The organism is Rhodococcus sp. Z6_132, from assembly GCF_058133635.1.
Genome location: NZ_JBYUNP010000002.1, coordinates 253,621 through 268,083 on the forward strand (window position 1 = coordinate 253,621; position 14,463 = coordinate 268,083).

Below are 14,463 nucleotides of genomic sequence, written 5' to 3' on the forward strand. Positions count from 1 at the left end.
CTAGCCCTGCCAGGTGGGCCGGCGCTTCTCCAGGAACGCCGCCCGGCCCTCCACCGCGTCCGGGGTCTGCGAGGCCGCGGCCATCACCTCGATGGCCAGGGCGTAGGCGTCGTCGGTGGGCCGGTCCAGCTGGGCGCGCAGGGTCTGCTTGCCCAGCGCCTTGGACGCCCTGCTGCCCCGGGTGGCCCGGGCCAGCAGCGCGTCCACCGCGGCGTCCAGCTCGGCGTCGGGCACCGCGTAGTTGACCAGCCCCCACTGCGCGGCGGTGGGGGCGTCGATGACGTCTCCGGTGAGCGCCAGCTCCATCAGGTGCTTGCGGCTGATGGAGCGGGCCACCGGCACCGCGGGGGTGTGGCAGAACCACCCGGCCTGCCCGCCCGGCAGCGCGAAGCCCGCCGACTCCGCGGCCACCGCCAGGTCGCAGCTGGCCACCAGCTGGCAGCCCGCCGCGGTGGCCAAGCCCTGCACCCGGGCGATCACCACCTGCGGTGCGCTGCCGATGGCTCCCATCACCGCCGTGCACAGCTGCAACAGGTCCCGCACCCCGGCGTGGTCGCGGCCGTGCACGTCGCTGAAGTCGTGCCCGGCGGAGAACACCGGTCCCTCGGCCGCCAGCACGATGCCGGTGGCCGGGGTGGCGGCGGTCTCCTCCAGCGCGGCGAGCAGCTCGCGCAGCACGTCCTCGGCCAGGGCGTTGCGCCGCTGCGGGCGGTCCAGGGTGATGCGAGTGGTGGGGCCGTCCTGCTTGACCAGCACGCTCACTCGACGATGCCCGTCTCGGCGATCAGCCCCGCCCGCAGCTCCCGGCGCAGCACCTTGCCTGCCGCCGACACCGGGATGGCGTCCACCAGGTGCACCTCGCGCAGCTTCTTGTACGGCACCACCAGCGCGTTCACGTGCTCCTGCAACGCCTCGGCGGTGACGTCGGAGCCCTCCACGAGCACCACGAAGGCCACCGGCAGCTCGCCGGCCTCCTGGTCGGGCCGGCCGACCACCGCGGCCCCGGCCACCGCAGGGTGGGCGTGCAGGATCTCCTCCAGCTCGCGCGGGAACACGTTGTAGCCCTTGTAGAGCAGCATGTCCTTGGCGCGGTCGACGATGGACAGGTAGCCCTGCTCGTCGAGGGTGCCGACGTCGCCGGTGCGCAGCCAGCCGTCGGCCAGCACCTCCTCGGTGGCCTCCGGGCGGTGGTGGTAGCCCTGCATCACCTGCGGGCCGCGGATGCACACCTCGCCGCTCTCGCCGTCGGCGACGTCCGAGCCGTCCACGTCCACCAGGCGCACCTGGGTCTGGAACACCGGCACCCCCACGGTGCCCACCTTGCGGGTGCCCGAGCGCCACGACGGGTTGCTGGTGGCCATCATCGTCACCTCGGTGAGCCCGTAGGCCTCGGTGACCACCGCGTCGGGGAAGCGCTGCTTGAGCGCCTCCAGCACCGACACCGGCAGCGGCGCAGCACCGGAGGTGATGCCCTTGACCGCCGACAGGTCGCGGGTGAGGAAGTCCGGGTGACGCAGCAGCGCCACGAACACCGGGGGAGCGCCGCCGATCATGGTGGCGCGGAACTTCTCCAGGTCGGCCAGGAAGTGCCCGGGGTCGAAGCGCTGGTGGATCACCACCGTGCTGCCCGTCAGCAGCGGCACGCTGAGGTAGCCGATGACGCCCATGGCGTGGAACCAGGGGGTGAGGTTCACGGTGATCGCGGTGCCGTGGCGGGTGGGCCACTCCTGCTCGGAGCCGACCTGGTCCAGCAGCAGGTCCCCGTCGTCGGTGAGCACCGGCACCGAGCCGCTGCCCCAGCACGCCGCCTGCAGCGCGTTGGTCACCACGTGCCGGTGGGTGAGCTCCACGCCCTTGGATCGTCCGGTGGTGCCGCCGGTGTAGGCCAGGTGCGCCAGCGCGGTGGCGGGGTCGACGTCCAGCTCCGGCGGCGTGGTGGACTGGCCCGCCAGCAGCTGCTCCAGCGGCACAGCGTCGGGCAGCTCGGCGTCCACGGTGATGATGGTGCGGGCGGGGATCTGGTCGCGGATGGCCCCGATCGCCGGAGCGGCGATGCTCCAGGTGACCACCGCGACGGCACCGCTGTCGGACAGCTGGAAGGCGAGGTCGCCGGGCGGCAGCAGCGGGTTGGCCGGGGTGAACACCGCACCGGCCAGCAGGATGCCGAAGTAGATCGGCGGGTAGTCCAGGCAGTTGGGCATGTGCACGGCCACCACGTCGCCGGGTTGCACGCCCTGGGCCCGTAGCCCGTTGGCCACCTGGGCGGCGCGCTCCAGCAGCTGGGTGTACGTCAGCTCAGCGCCATCGTGGTGAAAGGCAGTCCGGTCGGCGAAGCGAATGGCGGAACCACGCAGCACCGCACCCACGTCGGTGAGCGGGAACTGCAGGTCAGCAGGGATGCCGGGGGGCAAGATCGCGCCTACCGTGGTGGTGTCGTGCACCATAGCTAGCTCCTCACTCAGCGCGGAGCGTCGTTGCTTCGGCTGAGGTCCTAGGTTGCCCGTGCAGGTAGTACCGGGGCAAGGGTCCAGCCCAAGGAAGATGGGCTCAGAGTCGCAAAGATTGGGGTCGTGCCATGGCGGGCAAGCACACCGACGAGGACCTTCATCCCCCAAATCGCACGCGGCAGAAGACGCTCCACGTGCTGGTGGCCATCGCGCTGGGGGGCGCGCTCGGGGCGCTGGCCCGACACGGGCTGGACCGCGGGTGGACCACCGATCCCGGGGGATTTCCCTGGTCGACGCTGGTGGAGAACGTGCTCGGGTCATTCCTGCTCGGGGTGATCGTGGTGGCGGTGACCGAGAAGCGCAGCGGTCACCCATTGTTGTATCCCTTTCTCGGAACGGGGCTGATGGGTGGGTTCACCACCTTTTCCACCTATGCCGTTGATGCGGTGACGCGAGACAGCAGCGGGGTGGCCACCATCTATGCGGTGGTGACCCTGGTGGGAGCACTGGCGGCCGCCTGGCTGGGCGTGCAGCTCACCCGATCGATCGGAGCCCGGTGATGGTGTGGCTGCTGGTGGCCATCGGTGGCGCGATCGGGGCGCCCACCCGGTACCTCGTGGGCAGGTGGACCAAGCCGTGGGCCGGCAGCACCGCGTTCCCGGCGGGCACGTTCGTGGTGAACATGACCGGCTGCTTCCTGCTGGGCATGTTCACCGGGGCGGACCTGTCGGCGGAGTGGTTCGCCCTGGTCGGCACCGGCTTCTGCGGGGCGTACACGACGTACTCCACGTTCAGCCACGAGGCGGTCAGCCTGAACGAGAAGGGCGACCAGGGCACCGCGCTCATCTACGTCGCGGTGAGCGTGGTGGTGGGTCTGCTGCTGGCCCTGGCCGGCTACGAGTGGGTGCACGACTAGGGCGTACTTGCAGACGCCCCCACCACCGCCACGGTGGTCTGCAACCGCTGCCAAGCCGGCGTGCTGCCGGCTGCGCTGCCTGCCCGGCCGTCGTTGGCGGCCACTGCGACCGGGCGGGGTGTGCGCCCGTCGGGGGAGGGGGAGAGGATGGACGGCACGCGGGCCTGCCCGTGGTGACCTGAAGCGCTGACCCCGGTGCGCCTGCCCCGCAGCGCACCACCCCGACCTGTGACCTCCGAACCCGTGAGACCCGAGGAGTACCCGTGGCGCACGAGCGTGCCGGCCAGCCGGCGCAGCCCTCCGACCTGATCGACGTCGCCGAGGTGGTGTCGGCGTACACGTCCATCACCCCGGACGTGGACGACCCGGCGCAGCAGGTGGTCTTCGGCACCTCCGGCCACCGCGGCTCCTCCCTGGACGGCGCGTTCAACGAGGCGCACATCCTGGCCACCACCCAGGCCATCTGCGAGTACCGCGCCAGCCAGGGCACCACCGGTCCGCTGTTCATCGGCCGCGACCCGCACGCGCTGTCCGAGCCGGCCTGGGGCACCGCGCTGGAGGTGCTGGTGGCCAACGACGTCACGGTGGCCATCGACAGCCGCGACGGCTACACCCCCACGCCGGCGGTCAGCCACGCCATCCTGCGGCACAACGCCAGCGCCACCCGGCGGGCGGACGGCATCGTGGTCACCCCCTCGCACAACCCGCCCCGCGACGGCGGCTTCAAGTACAACCCGCCGGACGGCGGCCCGGCCGGGTCGGAGGCCACCGGCTGGATCGCCGACCGCGCCAACGAGATCCTCCGCGGCGGCCTGGCCGACGTGCGGCGCCGCCCGCTCAGCGAGGCGCTGCGCCAGGTGGAGCGCTACGACTACCTGGGCACCTACGTCGACGACCTGCCCTCGGTGGTGAATCTCGAGGTGATCCGCGAGGTCGGCCTGCGCATCGGCGCCGACCCGCTCGGCGGTGCCAGCGTGGCGTACTGGGGCGAGATCGCCGAGCGGCACAAGCTCGACCTCACCGTGGTGAACCCGGTGGTGGACCCCACCTGGTACTTCATGACGCTGGACACCGACGGCAAGATCCGGATGGACTGCTCCTCGCCCAACGCCATGGCTTCCCTGGTGGGCAAGCGCGGCGACTTCGACCTGGCCACCGGCAACGACGCCGACGCCGACCGGCACGGCATCGTCACCCCCGACGCCGGCCTGATGAACCCCAACCACTACCTCGCCGTGGCCATCAGCTACCTGGTGGCCAACCGCCCGCAGTGGCCCGCCAACACCGCCATCGGCAAGACGCTGGTGAGCAGCTCGATGATCGACCGCGTCGTGGCCGCCGCTCACCGCGACCTGCTCGAGGTGCCCGTCGGCTTCAAGTGGTTCGTGCCGGGCCTGCTGGACGGCTCCATCGGCTTCGGCGGCGAGGAGAGCGCCGGTGCGTCCTTCCTGCGCCACGACGGCAGCCCGTGGACCACCGACAAGGACGGGCTGATCCTGGACCTGCTGGCCGCGGAGATCACCGCCACCACCGGCCAGACCCCCTCGCAGCGCTACGCCGAGCTGACCGAGCAGCACGGCGACCCGGTGTACGCCCGCGTCGACGCCCCGGCCACCCGCGAGGAGAAGGCCCGCCTGGCCAAGCTCTCCGCCGATCAGGTCACCGCCGACACCCTCGCCGGCGAGCCGATCACCGCCAAGCTCACTCGGGCCCCCGGCAACGACGCACCCGTGGGCGGCCTCAAGGTGTGTACCGAGAACGCCTGGTTCGCCGCGCGGCCGTCCGGCACCGAGGACGTCTACAAGATCTACGCCGAGTCGTTCCTGGGGGCTGACCACCTGCGCCAGGTGCAGGCGGCCGCCCAGGAGATGGTCACCGAGGTCCTGGCTTGAGCGACCCGCTCCCCGATCCCGCCGACCACCCCGACACCACCTCGAGCGCCCAGAGCTCTGCGCGCGCACCGCTGCCGCGGGAGATCTGGGTGCTGGTCGCCGCGGCCTTCGTCATCGCCGTGGGCTTCGGACTGGTGGCCCCCGCGCTGCCGGAGTTCGCCCGCTCCTTCGACGTGGGGGTCACCGCGGCGTCGGTGGTGATCAGCGCGTTCGCGTTCATGCGGCTGGTGTTCGCCCCCGCCAGCGGCCGGCTGGTGCAGCGGCTGGGGGAGCAGCCGGTCTACCTCACCGGCCTGCTCATCGTGGCGCTGTCCACCGGTGCCTGCGCCATCGCGCAGACCTACTGGCAGCTGCTGGTCTTCCGCGGGCTCGGGGGCATCGGCTCCACCATGTTCACCGTGTCCGCGGTGGGCCTGCTGGTGCGGATCTCCCCGCCGGAGGTGCGCGGCAGGGTCACCGGGCTCTACGCCACCAGCTTCCTGCTGGGCAGCATCGGCGGGCCGCTGGTGGGCGGGGCGCTGCTGCGCTTCGGCCTGCGGGTGCCGTTCGTCATCTACATGGTCTCCCTGCTGGTGGCCGCCGCCGTGGTGTACACCCAGCTGCGAGGGTCCACGCTCACCCCCCGCGACAGCACCGACAACCGGCCGGTGATGACCCTGCGCGCGGCGCTCGGCAACGGCGCCTACCGGGCGTCGCTGGCGTCGAGCTTCGCCAACGGCTGGGGCGTGATCGGCGTGCGGGTGGCGCTGATCCCGCTGTTCGTCACCGAGGCGCTGGACCAGGGCGCCACGCTGTCCGGAGTGGCGCTGTCGGTGTTCGCCGTGGGCAACGCCGCGGTGCTGCTGCCCGCCGGCCGCATGTCGGACGTGTGGGGGCGGCGCGGGTTGACCCTGACCGGGCTGGTGATCACCGGCAGCGCCACCATCTGGCTCGGCTTCACCGGCGGGCCGGTGTCCTTCCTGGTGGCCACGGCGCTGGCGGGCGTCGGGTCGGGGCTGATGAACCCGCCGCAGCAGGCCGCGGTGGCCGACGTGGTGGGCTCGGAGAGCAAGGGCGGGCCGGTGTTCGCCGGCTTCCAGATGGCCTCGGACGTGGGCGCCATCGCCGGCCCGGTGGGGGCGGGCCTGCTGGCCGAGCACGTGTCCTACTCGGCGGCCTTCGGGGTGACCGGGGCCATCGCCCTGGTGGCCGCACTGGTGTGGGCGCGGGCCCCGGAGACGCTGCCCGGCCGGGCAGCGGCTCCGGGTCAGGGCAAGGGGCAGGTCAGCCGACCGGGCCCACCCCGATGAGGGTGCCCACCAGGTAGGTGGCGCCCGCCGCCACGACGCCGAACACCAGCTGGCGGGCGGCGCCGCGCCACCACTTCTGCGCGGTGAACGTGGCCGCGACCGCTCCGGCCAGCACCAGCCCCAGCGCGCCCACGGCCAGCCCGGCCAGCAGCGAGCTGAAGCCCAGCAGGTAGGGCAGCAGGGGCACGATCGCGCCCAGGGCGAACATCAGGAACGACGACAGCGCCGCCACCATCGGGGAGGGCCTCTCCTCGGGGTCGATGCCCAGTTCGTGGGTGAGGTGCGTGCGGACCGCGCGCTCCGGGTCGTGGTGCACCTCCCGGGCCGCGCTGGTGGCGGTGGGGGTGCTCATGCCCATCTCGGTGAACATGGCGACCAGCTCGGCCTCCTCGCCCGCGGGGTTGTCGCGCAGCTCGCGACGCTCCACCCGCGCCTCGGCCTCCACCTGCTCGTTCTGGGTGGACACCGAGGTGTACTCGCCCAGCGCCATGGAGAACGCGCCGGCCACCAGCCCGGCCACCCCGGTGAGCACGATGGTGCGTGGCGCGGCCCCGGCAGCACCGATGCCGGCGACCAGGGAGATGTTGGTCACCAACCCGTCCATCGCGCCGAAGACCGCGGCGCGCAGCCACCCGCCGGACACGTCGGCGTGGGTGTGACCGATCTCGCCCGGGCCGTCCTGGGCCGTGCTGGCGACAGGTCCGCCGGTGGCGGCCGGGCCCCGGAACCCGGGGATGGCTGAGGTGGTCACCAGGTGCACGATACCGGCCGGACGATCCTTTGTGGACGAAGGGGAGGCTACCCTGACCGGGGGAAACGTCTACTCTGCGGGGATGTTCCTCACTCCCTGGGTGAGCCTGCTCGCCCGGCTCGGACTGGCGGCCGTGTGGCTGGCCTCCGGCGCCATCAAGGCGGCCGACCCCCTGCAGGCCGTGGTCGCCGTGCGCGCCTACCAGCTGCTGCCGGAGTCGATGGTCACCCCGTTCGCCAACGCGCTGCCCTTCGTCGAGATCGGGCTCGGCCTGCTGCTGCTGTGCGGCGTGGGGGTGCGACCGGTGGCGGTGGTCTCGCTGGTGGTGCTGGTCGGCTTCATCGCCGGGGTGTCCTCGGTCTGGGCTCGTGGGCTGTCCATCGACTGCGGTTGCTTCGGCGGGGGAGGGGTGGGCGACGTCGGACCCTGGGACTACGCGGTGGAGATCGTCCGTGACCTGGGCTTCATGGTGCTGGCGGGGTGGCTGGTGTACCGCCCGCTGAGCCCGGTGGCGCTGGGTGCCGGCTCGCGCTCACCCTGGCCGCTGGCCCGCGCCCGCTGAGGTCACCAGGCCCGACCTGGCGTGAGTGTTGTTGTGCGCCAACATGTCAACGGTGTCTGTGTGGCGTTGGCGACAGCAGTGGCATCCTGGGTGCAACGTCTGCGGCACCAGGCTCGCCGGCGAACCGCCCCGGAGGAACACGTGAGCAGCCAAGGCATGAACAAGCGCCCGGTGACCAGCAAGCGGTCAACGATCATCGCCGGCGTGGTGCTCGCTCTCGTGGCGGTGGTGGTGATCGGTGGGGTCGTCAACCAGAGCAACCAGAACGAGGCTCGGAACGAGGGGTACGGCCATGCGCAGAACTCCCCGGTCCAGGTGAACCAGGGCGTGGTGCGGGTGGGGTCGGACACCGCGCCGGTGACCATCGACATCTACGAGGACTACCTCTGCCCGGTGTGCGCCCAGTTCGAGAAGATCTACGGCCAGGAGCTGGCGCAGGCCACGGACGAGGGCAAGATCGCCGTGCGCTACCACTCGCTGGACTTCCTCAACGACGCCTCGGCCAGCAAGGACTACTCCACCAGGGCGGCTGCTGCGGCCCTGTGCGTGGCCACCACGGGGGACGGGCGGGCCTACCCGGCCTACCACGCCACCCTCTTCGACACCGAGAACCAGCCGGCCGAGCGGGCCAGCACAGACCTGAGCAACGACCAGCTCGCGGAGCTGGCCACCCAGGTGGGTGCGCCGGCCGAGGCGGGCCCGTGCATCACCAGCGGGGCGCGCATCGCCGACGCGCAGGCCGCCTCGCAGGCCGGGGAGGCCGAGCTGGCGGCCGCGGTGGGCGCGGTCGCGACGCCGACGGTGCTCCGGGACGGCAAGTCGGTGGACTTCCGCAACACCAGCTGGGTGTCCCAGCTCGGCTGACCAGCGGTTTCGCCCAGAGGGGTACCCCCGATTTCAGTTCTGGTGCCCACGTCGTGTAACTTTCTGTCTCGCAGCACGGGGCTGTGGCGCAGCTGGTAGCGCACCACACTGGCAGTGTGGGGGTCAGGGGTTCGAGTCCCCTCAGCTCCACCCGTGAACGCACGCGAGGCCCAGATCCGAACAGGATCTGGGCCTCGCGTGCGTTCGGGCGGCTAGCGGCGGGGCGGCGGCTGTGCGGCACTTGCCTCCGGCTACGATCTGCTCTGCCGCTTTTCCTCCGACTCGTCGGGGTGGGTCGCGGTGCAGGATGCGCGAGCCAAGCGGTTCGTGAGGCAGCACGGGTCCCCCGGGTTCACCCCGGTCGGACGCGCAGTCAGGAGGATCAGTGACGGCCCTAGCGCCCCAGCCCGTCGCCACCAGGCCGTACCCGGCCCGGGAGGTGAAAAAGGGCAACTTCATCGTCAACATGCTCAAGACGACCGACCCGAAGACCCTCGGGTTGATGTACATGGTCACCGCGTTCGTCTTCTTCATCGTCGGTGGCCTGATGGCACTGCTCATGCGGACCGAGCTGGCCGTTCCTGGGCTGCAGTTCCTCTCGAACGAGCAGTACAACCAGCTGTTCACCATGCACGGCACGATCATGCTGCTGCTGTACGCGACGCCGATCGTGTTCGCCTTCGCGAACTACATCCTGCCGCTGCAGATCGGCGCGCCGGACGTGGCGTTCCCCCGGCTGAACGCCTTCTCCTACTGGCTGTTCCTGTTCGGCGGGACCATCACCATCTCCGGCTTCATCACCCCCGGTGGTGCCGCTGACTTCGGCTGGTTCGCCTACACCCCGCTGTCCAGCAGCGTCTACTCCCCGGGCGCCGGCGCCGACCTGTGGATCATGGGCCTGGCCATCGCCGGCCTGGGCACCATCCTCGGTGCGGTCAACATGATCACCACCGTGGTCTGCCTGCGCGCCCCCGGCATGACGATGTTCCGGATGCCGATCTTCACCTGGAACATCCTCATCACCGGCCTGCTGATCCTGCTGGCCTTCCCGATCCTCACCGCGGCGTTCTTCGGCCTCGCTGCCGACCGCCACCTGGGCTCGCACATCTTCGACCCCGCCAACGGCGGCGTCATCCTGTGGCAGCACCTGTTCTGGTTCTTCGGCCACCCCGAGGTCTACATCATCGCGCTGCCGTTCTTCGGCATCGTCAGCGAGATCTTCCCGGTGTTCTCCCGCAAGCCGCTCTTCGGCTACAAGGGCCTGGTCTTCGCCACGCTGGCCATCGCCGCGCTGTCGGTCGCCGTCTGGGCGCACCACATGTACGCCACCGGTGCGGTGCTGCTGCCGTTCTTCTCCTTCATGACGTTCCTCATCGCCATCCCCACCGGCGTGAAGTTCTTCAACTGGATCGGCACCCTGTGGAAGGGCCAGCTCACCTTCGAGACGCCCATGCTGTTCTCCCTGGGCTTCCTGATCACGTTCCTCTTCGGTGGGCTCACCGGTGTGCTGCTGGCCAGCCCGCCGATCGACTTCCACGTGTCGGACACCTACTTCGTGGTGGCGCACTTCCACTACGTGCTCTTCGGCACCATCGTGTTCGCGACCTACGCCGGCATCTACTTCTGGTTCCCCAAGATGACCGGCCGGATGCTGGACGAGAAGCTGGGCAAGTTCCACTTCTGGACCACGTTCATCGGCTTCCACCTGACGTTCCTGGTGCAGCACTGGCTGGGCAACGAGGGCATGCCGCGCCGCTACGCCGACTACCTGCCCTCCGACGGGTTCACCACGCTGAACACGGTGTCCACCATCGGTGCGTTCGTCCTCGGCGCCTCCACGCTGCCGTTCCTGTGGAACGTCTTCGTCAGCTACCGCTACGGCAAGCCGGTCCTGGTTGACGACCCGTGGGGCTACGGCAACTCCCTGGAGTGGGCCACCAGCTGCCCGCCGCCGCGGCACAACTTCACCGTGCTGCCGCGCATCCGGTCGGAGCGTCCCGCCTTCGAGCTGCACTACCCGCACATGGCGGAGCGCATGCGCGCCGAGGCGCACACCGGCAAGGCCGCCGCGAACCACGGCGCCCCGTCGGAGAAGGTCAGCAACGTGGTGGAGCCGGATTCCACCAACGGCGGCGACCCCCGGTCGCGCTAGACCGGTAGCACCCAGCTCCGCAGCACTCCAGCGATGAGCCTCGACCTGCAGTGGGTCGGGGCTCATCGCCGTCCCGTGGCACTGTGAGAAGACGTGACAGCACCCGGGCCTCTAGGCCCGGGCGAGAACCCAACCCAGGAGGAACCCCGACGTGACCGGGCCAGCCCAGCCGACGCACGAGAGCACTGTCCTGGTCACCGTCACCGGGCCTGACCGCCCGGGCGTGACCTCCGTGCTCTTCCAGGAGCTGACCAAGCACGACGTGGACGTGATGGACGTCGAGCAGGTGGTCATCCGGGGGCGGCTCACGCTGGGGGTGCTGGTCAGCTGCGCCGGGGATGCCGACGCGCTCAAGGCGTCGGTGGAGCAGGTGATGCCCACGGTGGGCGTGCACGTGGACGTGGAGGTCGGGGCACCGGTCGGCGGCGGTCGCAGCCCCTCCACGCACTCGGTGCTGGTGCTGGGCAGCCCGGTGAAGGCGCGGGCGCTCACCGCCATCGGTCGGGAGCTGGCGGTGCAGGGCGCCAACATCGACGCCATCCGCGCAGTGGCCGACTACCCGGTCACCGGCCTGGAGCTGATGGTCAGTGCCCCTGGCGACGGCTCCGAGGCCACGGGCACCGTGGGCCACGAGAGCGCCTCGGACACCGCGCTGCGCACCGGGCTGGCCGCGGTGGCCGCCGGGGAGGGCGTGGACATCGCGGTGCAGCGCGGCGGACTGGCCCGCCGGGCGCAGCGGCTCATCGTCTTCGACGTCGACTCCACCCTGGTGCAGGGCGAGGTCATCGAGATGCTGGCCGCTCGCGCCGGCGCCGAGGACAAGGTCGCCGAGATCACCGCGGCCGCGATGCGCGGCGAGCTGGACTTCACCCAGTCGCTGCACCAGCGGGTGCAGTCGCTGGCCGGGCTGCCGGCGAGCGTGATCCAGGACGTGGCCGACGAGCTGGAGCTCACCCCGGGGGCCCGCACCACCATCCGCACGCTGCGCCGGCTGGGCTTCCACTGCGGGGTGGTCTCCGGCGGCTTCACCCAGGTGATCGAGGGCCTGGCGCACGAGCTGGAGCTGGACTTCGTGGCGGCCAACACCCTGGAGATCGTGGACGGCACGCTCACCGGACGGGTGATCGGGCCGATCATCGACCGGGCCGCCAAGGCGGTGGCGCTGCAGCGCTTCGCCGCGCAGGCCGGCGTGCCCCTGGAGCAGACCGTGGCGGTGGGTGACGGCGCCAACGACATCGACATGATCTCTGCTGCGGGGCTGGGCATCGCCTTCAACGCCAAGCCGGCGCTGCGCGACGTCGCCGACACCGCGCTGTCCTACCCCTACCTGGACGCGGTGCTGTTCGTGCTGGGCATCACCCGGGCCGAGGTGGAGGCCGCGGACGCCATCGACGGGGTGCTGCGGCGCGTGCCCCTCGGCGGCCAGTGACCACCGGCTGAGCGGAACCAGCTCGGGCCCGCACCGGGCCTAGGCCTCGGGGTTGTCCACCAGCCGACGCAGCGCGGAGCGGACCACGGCGGGGTCGGTGGTCTGCCAGAACGGGGGCAGCGACGCCCGCAGGTAGCCGCCGTAGCGGGCGGTGACCAGGCGCGGGTCGAGCACGGCCACCACCCCGCGGTCGTCCACGCTGCGCAGCAGCCGGCCCACGCCCTGGGCCAGCAGCAGCGCCGCGTGGTTGGCGGCCACGGTGAGGAAGCCGTTGCCCCCGGTGGACTCCACGGCGCGCTGGCGGGCGACCAGCAGCGGGTCGTCGGGGCGGGGGAAGGGGATGCGGTCCAGGATCACCAGCGACAGCGATCGGCCGGGCACGTCCACGCCCTGCCACAGCGACAGCGTGCCGAACAGCGAGGTGGCCTCGTCGGCGGCGAACTTGGTGATGAGCTGGCCGGTGGAGTCCTCGCCCTGGCACAGCACCGGGGTGTCCAGGCGCTCGCGCATGGCCTCCGCCGCCGCCTTGGCCGCGCGCATGGAGGAGAACAGGCCCAGGGTGCGCCCACCGGCGGCGGAGACCAGCTCCTCGATCTCGGTGAGGTACGCCTCCACCAGTCCGTCCCGGCCGGGTGCGGGCAGGTGCTTGGCCACGTAGAGGATGCCCGAGGTGGCGTGGGCGAAGGGTGAGCCCACGTCCAGCGACGACCAGCGGGTGCTGCTCGCCGCACCTTCCGACGGCGCCTCCTTGGCGCTGGCGGTACCGGTGTCGCTGCGGGCGGCGTTCTCCGCGGGCAGTCCCCACTGCCGGGCCAGGTTGTCGAAGGAGCCGCCCAGCGCCAGGGTGGCCGAGGTGAGCACCACGGTGGAGTCGTCGAAGAGGTTCTTGCGCAGCAGCCCGCCCACCGACAGCGGCGCCACCTTGAGCACCAGCCCGCGGCGCTCCTCCGCGGCCAGCCACACCACGTCGTGCCGCTTGGCGGGGTCGGGCTGGTCGAAGGCCACCAGCACGCGCACCGCGGTGTCGTGCACCTCGTCGATCAGGGCCAGCGCGGCGGTGCGGGCGGCGGCCGCCTCAGGGTCGGCGGCGCTCATCCCCGGCTTGACCGGGCCGATGGCGGTGCGGCACGCCCAGGCGGCGTCGCGGACGGCGGCCAGCGCGGTGGCGGCCTGGTCGGGCAGGCTCCGCTCCCAGCGGCCGGGGCCCACGTCCTCCAGCGCCATGGTGAAGCCCTCGGCCGAGGCCTCCAGCCGGTCCACGTCGCGGTCGTCGATCATCTTGGCGCAGCGCCGGGCCGCGGCGCTGATGGCGGCCCCGTGCAGCTCGGCGGTGGCCACCGCGGTCACCCGGTCCACCAGCTCGTGGGCCTCGTCGATCACCACCGCGTCGTGCTCGGGCAGCACCGGGATGCCGGTGATGGCGTCGATGGCCAGCAGCGCGTGGTTGGTCACCACCACGTCCACCTTGGCGGCGGCTGCGCGCGCCTGCTCGGCGAAGCAGTCGCTGCCCACTGGACAGCGGGCGACGCCGAGGCACTCCCGGGCGGAGACACTGACCTGCCGCCAGGCCTGCTCGCTCACCCCGGGCACGATCTCGTCGCGGTCACCGGTCTCGGTCTTCTCCGCCCATGCGTGCAGGCGCTGCACCTCCCGGCCCATCTTGGAGACGGCGAAGGCGTCGAACAGTGCCTCGTCGGGGTCCTCGGGGGCGCCGGCGTCGAGGCGGTGCAGGCACAGGTAGTTGCGCCGGCCCTTGAGGATGGCGAACTGCGGGGCCTGGCCCAGCTCGGGCTTGAGCGCCTTGGCCAGGCGCGGCAGGTCGCGGTCCACCAGCTGGCGCTGCAGGGCGATGGTGGCGGTGGAGACGACCACCGTCTTGCCCGAGCTGACGGCGTGCCGGATCGCGGGCACCAGGTAGGCCAGCGACTTGCCGGTGCCGGTGCCGGCCTGCACCGCCAGGTGCTGGCCGCCCTCCAGCGCGTGCGCCACGGCGGAGGCCATGCTCAGCTGCCCGGTGCGCTCCGCGCCGCCGAGAGCCTGCACCGCGCTGGCGAGCAGCTCGGGGACCGCGGGCAAGCGTGCGGAGTCAGGAGCAGGGGAGTCGGGCACGGGTGCAGACGCTACCGCCGTGGGCGGGGTGGCCCCGCCCACGGTGGCGCGT

General features: G+C 71.8%; 12 protein-coding genes and 1 tRNA gene. 9 read left to right on the plus strand and 4 right to left on the minus strand.

The window, feature by feature from the left end; all coding sequences use genetic code 11:
* Complete coding sequence (locus tag AC3YO9_RS07825) at positions 1-762, minus strand: enoyl-CoA hydratase-related protein (RefSeq protein ID WP_489982783.1); 762 nt, start codon at positions 760-762, stop codon at positions 1-3.
* Positions 759-2,444 carry a class I adenylate-forming enzyme family protein gene (locus tag AC3YO9_RS07830; RefSeq protein WP_127783566.1) on the minus strand — a complete coding sequence of 562 codons (1,686 nt, stop codon included), beginning with the start codon at positions 2,442-2,444 and terminating at the stop codon, positions 759-761. The genes AC3YO9_RS07825 and AC3YO9_RS07830 overlap by 4 nt, the downstream gene beginning before the upstream one ends.
* A gap of 131 nt (positions 2,445-2,575) precedes the next feature.
* On the opposite strand from AC3YO9_RS07830, the gene AC3YO9_RS07835 reads away from it, so the two are divergent.
* From AC3YO9_RS07835 to AC3YO9_RS07850, 4 genes are all read left to right on the plus strand, one after another.
* Entirely contained in the window at positions 2,576-3,007 is a 432-nt protein-coding gene (locus AC3YO9_RS07835) for a fluoride efflux transporter FluC (protein WP_127783565.1), read from the plus strand.
* The gene (gene crcB, locus AC3YO9_RS07840) at positions 3,007-3,363 is read left to right on the plus strand and encodes a fluoride efflux transporter CrcB (protein WP_127783564.1); all 357 of its coding nucleotides are present in this window, start codon (positions 3,007-3,009) and stop codon (positions 3,361-3,363) included. Before AC3YO9_RS07835 ends, crcB begins: the two co-directional genes overlap by 1 nt.
* 263 nt (positions 3,364-3,626) lie before the next feature.
* Complete coding sequence (pgm, locus tag AC3YO9_RS07845) at positions 3,627-5,255, plus strand: phosphoglucomutase (alpha-D-glucose-1,6-bisphosphate-dependent) (RefSeq protein WP_489982784.1); 1,629 nt, start codon at positions 3,627-3,629, stop codon at positions 5,253-5,255.
* 71 nt (positions 5,256-5,326) lie between these two features.
* Positions 5,327-6,544: an MFS transporter gene (locus AC3YO9_RS07850; protein ID WP_489983440.1), complete on the plus strand. Its 1,218-nt coding sequence runs from the start codon at positions 5,327-5,329 to the stop codon at positions 6,542-6,544.
* On the opposite strand, the gene AC3YO9_RS07855 is transcribed toward AC3YO9_RS07850, so the two are convergent.
* Positions 6,519-7,208 (minus strand): VIT1/CCC1 transporter family protein, encoded by a 690-nt coding sequence (locus AC3YO9_RS07855; RefSeq protein ID WP_489983441.1) that lies wholly within the window; start codon positions 7,206-7,208, stop codon positions 6,519-6,521. The genes AC3YO9_RS07850 and AC3YO9_RS07855 overlap by 26 nt on opposite strands.
* Before the next feature lie 169 nt (positions 7,209-7,377).
* Between AC3YO9_RS07855 and AC3YO9_RS07860 the strand changes: the two genes are divergently transcribed.
* The 5 genes from AC3YO9_RS07860 to serB all read left to right on the plus strand — a co-directional run bounded on the left by AC3YO9_RS07860 (position 7,378) and on the right by serB (position 12,302).
* Positions 7,378-7,857 (plus strand): MauE/DoxX family redox-associated membrane protein, encoded by a 480-nt coding sequence (locus tag AC3YO9_RS07860; RefSeq protein WP_489982785.1) that lies wholly within the window; start codon positions 7,378-7,380, stop codon positions 7,855-7,857.
* A 141-nt stretch (positions 7,858-7,998) separates the two neighbouring features.
* The gene (locus tag AC3YO9_RS07865) at positions 7,999-8,721 is read left to right on the plus strand and encodes a DsbA family protein (protein ID WP_489982786.1); all 723 of its coding nucleotides are present in this window, start codon (positions 7,999-8,001) and stop codon (positions 8,719-8,721) included.
* A gap of 77 nt (positions 8,722-8,798) precedes the next feature.
* Positions 8,799-8,871, plus strand: a tRNA-Ala gene (locus AC3YO9_RS07870).
* A 235-nt stretch (positions 8,872-9,106) separates the two neighbouring features.
* A complete protein-coding gene (gene ctaD, locus AC3YO9_RS07875; protein WP_489982787.1) occupies positions 9,107-10,873 on the plus strand; it encodes an aa3-type cytochrome oxidase subunit I in 1,767 nt (588 codons plus the stop codon).
* 151 nt (positions 10,874-11,024) lie between these two features.
* A complete protein-coding gene (gene serB / locus AC3YO9_RS07880) occupies positions 11,025-12,302 on the plus strand; it encodes a phosphoserine phosphatase SerB (RefSeq protein ID WP_489982788.1) in 1,278 nt (425 codons plus the stop codon).
* A gap of 39 nt (positions 12,303-12,341) precedes the next feature.
* Here serB and AC3YO9_RS07885 read toward each other — a convergent pair whose 3' ends face one another.
* Complete coding sequence (locus AC3YO9_RS07885; RefSeq protein WP_241248919.1) at positions 12,342-14,411, minus strand: ATP-dependent DNA helicase; 2,070 nt, start codon at positions 14,409-14,411, stop codon at positions 12,342-12,344.
* Positions 14,412-14,463: the final 52 nt, after the last annotated feature.

Coding starts and splice junctions, on each gene's coding strand:
- AC3YO9_RS07830 (WP_127783566.1), bottom strand. CDS start 2,444: ATGGTGCACGACACCACCACGGTAGGCGCGATCTTGCCCCCCGGCATC.
- AC3YO9_RS07835 (WP_127783565.1), top strand. CDS start 2,576: ATGGCGGGCAAGCACACCGACGAGGACCTTCATCCCCCAAATCGCACG.
- crcB (WP_127783564.1), top strand. CDS start 3,007: ATGGTGTGGCTGCTGGTGGCCATCGGTGGCGCGATCGGGGCGCCCACC.
- AC3YO9_RS07860 (WP_489982785.1), top strand. CDS start 7,378: ATGTTCCTCACTCCCTGGGTGAGCCTGCTCGCCCGGCTCGGACTGGCG.